This window comes from Aminiphilus sp., assembly GCF_029975095.1.
GTDB lineage: Bacteria > Synergistota > Synergistia > Synergistales > Aminiphilaceae > Aminiphilus.
Map to the genome: position 1 here is coordinate 1 of NZ_JARKPW010000097.1, position 3896 is coordinate 3896.

5 protein-coding genes are annotated in these 3896 nt (G+C 56.2%); all 5 read right to left on the reverse strand.

Annotated elements, in window-relative coordinates; all coding sequences use genetic code 11:
• Nucleotides 1-814, reverse strand: an 814-nt coding sequence (locus Q1K49_RS05765) for an aromatic amino acid lyase (RefSeq protein WP_300523871.1), incomplete at its 3' end; no start/stop codon positions are given.
• A 157-nt stretch (nucleotides 815-971) separates the two neighbouring features.
• Entirely contained in the window at nucleotides 972-2012 is a 1041-nt protein-coding gene (gene amrS / locus Q1K49_RS05770; RefSeq protein WP_300523865.1) for an AmmeMemoRadiSam system radical SAM enzyme, read from the reverse strand.
• On the reverse strand, nucleotides 1999-2574 hold the full coding sequence (gene amrA, locus Q1K49_RS05775) for an AmmeMemoRadiSam system protein A (protein ID WP_300523867.1): 576 nt from the start codon (nucleotides 2572-2574) through the stop codon (nucleotides 1999-2001). The genes amrS and amrA overlap by 14 nt, the downstream gene beginning before the upstream one ends.
• Nucleotides 2575-2576: 2 nt before the next feature.
• The gene (locus Q1K49_RS05780; RefSeq protein ID WP_300523868.1) at nucleotides 2577-3380 is read right to left on the reverse strand and encodes a class III extradiol dioxygenase subunit B-like domain-containing protein; all 804 of its coding nucleotides are present in this window, start codon (nucleotides 3378-3380) and stop codon (nucleotides 2577-2579) included.
• 142 nt (nucleotides 3381-3522) lie between these two features.
• Nucleotides 3523-3896 (reverse strand): S-adenosylmethionine:tRNA ribosyltransferase-isomerase (locus Q1K49_RS05785; RefSeq protein ID WP_300523869.1); only part of this gene is annotated, 374 nt, incomplete at its 5' end.

Below are 3896 nucleotides of genomic sequence, written 5' to 3' on the forward strand. Positions count from 1 at the left end.
GTTTGGATTTCTCGATGATTTCACTGGCTTCGATGAGACGGCGCATGTTCGACGCGACCTGTCTCTGGCCGATGTGAGGACGCAATTCGTGTGTGCGGGGGTCAAACGCGTAGGGAACTCCTCGGAGTGCTTCAAGCGAAAGTGCCGCGGCAATGTCCGCGACCTTCGCCGCGTGGAGTGCATCATACACCGTCAGCGCGCCCACTGCGGTCAGCACTGTCGTTCCATTGTTGAGAGCGAGTCCTTCCTTGGGCTTGAGTGCCACAGCTTCCAGTCCTGTCTGAGCGAATGCATCGGCGACGGGGAGGCGTTTTCCCTTGTACATGGCCTCTCCCAGACCGAGGAGCGCTATGGCGAGATGTGAAAGAGGACAAAGATCTCCGCTGGCTCCGACGGAGCCTTGACAGGGAATGATCGGATGAATGCCGAGGTTGAGCATGTTCAGCAGGAGAGTAAGCGTGGGGAGGCTGATGCCGGAAAAGCCGCGGATCAATGTGTTGATCCGCAGAAGCATGATCGCTCGGACCACATCCTCGGGAAAGGGTTCTCCTACACCACAGGCATGGCTGACAAGCAGGTTGTGCTGAAGCAGTTCGCTTTTTTCCTGGGGGATGACCACGGAAGCGAGATCGCCGAAACCCGTGGTGATTCCGTAGATGACCCTGCCGTCACGAACCCAGGAGGCGACCATGTTCGCACCTCGCTCCACGAAGGCCACAGCGGCGGGATCGAGCGACACGGGGAAATCCTCCCTGGAAACGCGGACGACATCCTGCAGGGTCAGGGAGTGACCGTTCAGTTCGATGCTCTGCATGCTCATTTTTTCCGTCCCCCTCTTTTTCTTCTTCGATGTAGGTGAATGAGCCCTCACGCGGTTTGTCTTCTTCTGCTATACTTTTCGAAGTTTTCCTTCTTTGTCGTAAGTGCAGACAAAACCCCGCACGCATCCGTCTTCGGAAAAACTTTTTCGCTCAGACGGAACCTGGTAGGCGGAAAAAATTGCTTCCTCCGCAAAAGCGGCACTTTCCTAATGCATCTAATTCCATCAGTTTTATATTATAGCACTCTCTTGTGAGAATGTCATGTCCGCAGTGACGGCAGATGGTTGTTGTCCTTGCGGCAACGTTGCCGAGATAGACGTAGAAGAGGTGGGATTTTGCAAGTTTTTCCCTCGATTGCATCTGTTCGAGGGAGGGAGAGGGGCCCGGCCAGCGGTGCTGTGGAAAAGAGCGGCTCACGTGGAGAGGGATCGAAGGCGAGAGACCGGCGACCCAGCGGAGAAGGGATTTGAACTCTTCTTCCGAGTCGTTGAATCCCGGAACGAGGAGATGCGTCAGCTCCACATGGACACCTCCGGAAAAAAGCGTTTCCACGAAAGAGAGAACGGTTTTGAGGTTGCCGCCCAGAAATGTGTAATGCTCTTCGGAAAAGGCCTTTACGTCCACATTGGCGGCATCAATGTAAGGAAGAAGTGTTCTGAGGGGAGCGGGACACATCATACCGTTCGTGACGAGCACGACAAAATATCCCCGTTCCTTCAAATAGCGTGCGCAACGTAGCACGAATTCGTACCAGACGCTGGGTTCGTTGTACGTAAAAGCGACGGATCGGAGGGAATGGCGCTGCAATATTTGCTCCACATCTGGCGGCTCGATCGGAACGAGTTCCACCGAGGGAGCACCGGTGGCGAGGGGCCAGTTTTGGCAAAAAAAGCATCCCATGTTACATCCCCAGGTCCCTAGGGAGAGAATGCGTGTGCCAGGGTGAAAGTGGTAGAGGGGCTTCTTTTCCATAGGATCTACCGCGATGGCCGCAGCTTGTCCGTCATTGAGTGAGACGAAACCGTGATACGGGTCGTTTTTCCTGACAAGGCAGCGTCCGACACCACCCGGAGAGATGCGGCAGGAATGGGGACACAGGTGACACAGGACGTCCTCTCCGGCACGCTTGTACCAAAGGCAGCTCCGGTGCGACAAGGACTTGTTCCTCCGCTCCTCCTCAGGTTCTTTCATCGGACACGTCTCTTTCGGGATATCGCTCGACAACGAAACGATACAGCGTCGCTCCCTCGCGAGTGCGGATGCCCGCCTTGGCGCAGGCGATGGCAAGTTGCTCTGAAGTGCTTTCCACGCCCTCCAGGTTTGGGAGCAGCACGCCGCGAGAATTGCCTTTTTCCACAATAACACCATAGCGCTTCGGGTCCAGTTCGCTTTCGGACCGGACCAGTTCCGGGAGAGAAAGAATATCCACGGAGACGTGGATATTCGGCAGTTCTTCCTCAGTCAGGGGAAGAAAACGAGGATCCCTGGAGGCGGCAGCCACGGCATTGGCGAGGAGTTCGTCCGCGAGAGTGGAATGGCTTGGAAGTATGGTTCCAATACATCCCCGCAGATGTCCCTCCGTCGTTTTGATGGAGACGAAGCAAGCTCGTCCAGGGGTCCAGATTGCGGAGTCCTCGCAAAGAAGCAGTGCCTCTTCCGCGGAAAGAAGCTTTTTGTGCATCACATAGGCTTCAATCTGTTTTCGCGCCAGACGAACGTAGGGGTGCGGTGCCTCATATCCGGAGACGCTCATGCTCACATCCCCTTTCGTGTCTCCTCTCCATGCCAGAAGGCTGTACAGTATCCCACGCCGAAAGGGGCTTCGTAAGACAGGGTGTGTATGGGTTCACCGCGGGCAAGCCCCAGAAAGACGAGCAAAGAACGAAGTCCACACTCGCCTGCCTGTTCGACCTGCGATGTCGAAAGAGCGAAGAGCGGCGCAGGCGAGGACATTTCAAGAGCGTTTTGGGCCGCCTGATCATGGATTGCCCCTTGGGGGGTGAATCCTCCGGGAGCCTCCGGGGAAAGACAATGGGAAAGATCTCCACTTGCCACCAAGGCCCATTTTTCTGGAGAACTCATGCTCCGCAGGAGCTTTCCCGCATCGAAGGCTTCTCGGAGGGTCAATCCGAGGGGATTGGCAAGGATCAGACGCGGCGGAACCTGGCCCCAGGTTCGCGAAAGAAACAGGAGCGGTACCAGGCTTGCATGATCCAGCACAACCTGTTCGCCTTCCAGCACGGTGACGGGAAAGGCAGTCGAAAGGGTCCGAGACAGTTCTTCCGCTCGGATCGTTTCCCCGGTCAAAGAGAGCCCCGCTTCGGGGGCCCCAAAGCGTCGCAGGTCACCCTGGAAGGATCTTCCGCGAATGATGGTGATTCCCTTCTCCATCGCATGATGAGGGGTGAGGAGGAAAAGCACGTTCGGGACGTTCCTGCCGGAGAGTTCTGCCACACCAGCCATACCCTCCAGCGTCTTCATCGCCTCCCGTTCCCTGCCCCGCCCCACTTGAGGAACGAGAACGGGAGGGTGTGGAACAAGGGCGCTCCAGATCCACACAACACAACCTCCTCTCGGGAGTGGGTTAGATCCTTTCAAGGATATTGTAGCAAGATTTCGAACCTTGGGGCTGCTTGAGATTCTCTGTTGGTCTCCGCGTGGAAGAAGGGGCGCGGCAACGCAGCGGTGCTTGCCTCAAAAGCTAGAGCACGAGCATCGCGTCTCCGAAAGAGAAAAAACGGTACTTTTCGGCTACGGCAAGCGCGTAGGCGTTCAATGTCTTCTCGTATCCAGCGAACGCGGCGACAAGCATGAGCAACGTACTGCGGGGAAGGTGAAAATTCGTCACCATGCCGTCAATGACACGAAAACGGAATCCTGGGTAGATGAAAATGTCCGTATCCCCATCCCCTCCGCAAGAGAGGGTCGTTTCGGAAGCGCTTTCCAGACAGCGAACAACGGTCGTTCCCACTGCGATGACTCTTTTTCCTTTGTTGCGGACTTGTTTCAGTGCGTCTGCCGTGGAGGGTGGTATGGAATAATACTCCCTGTGCATGGCATGTTCCCGGATATCCG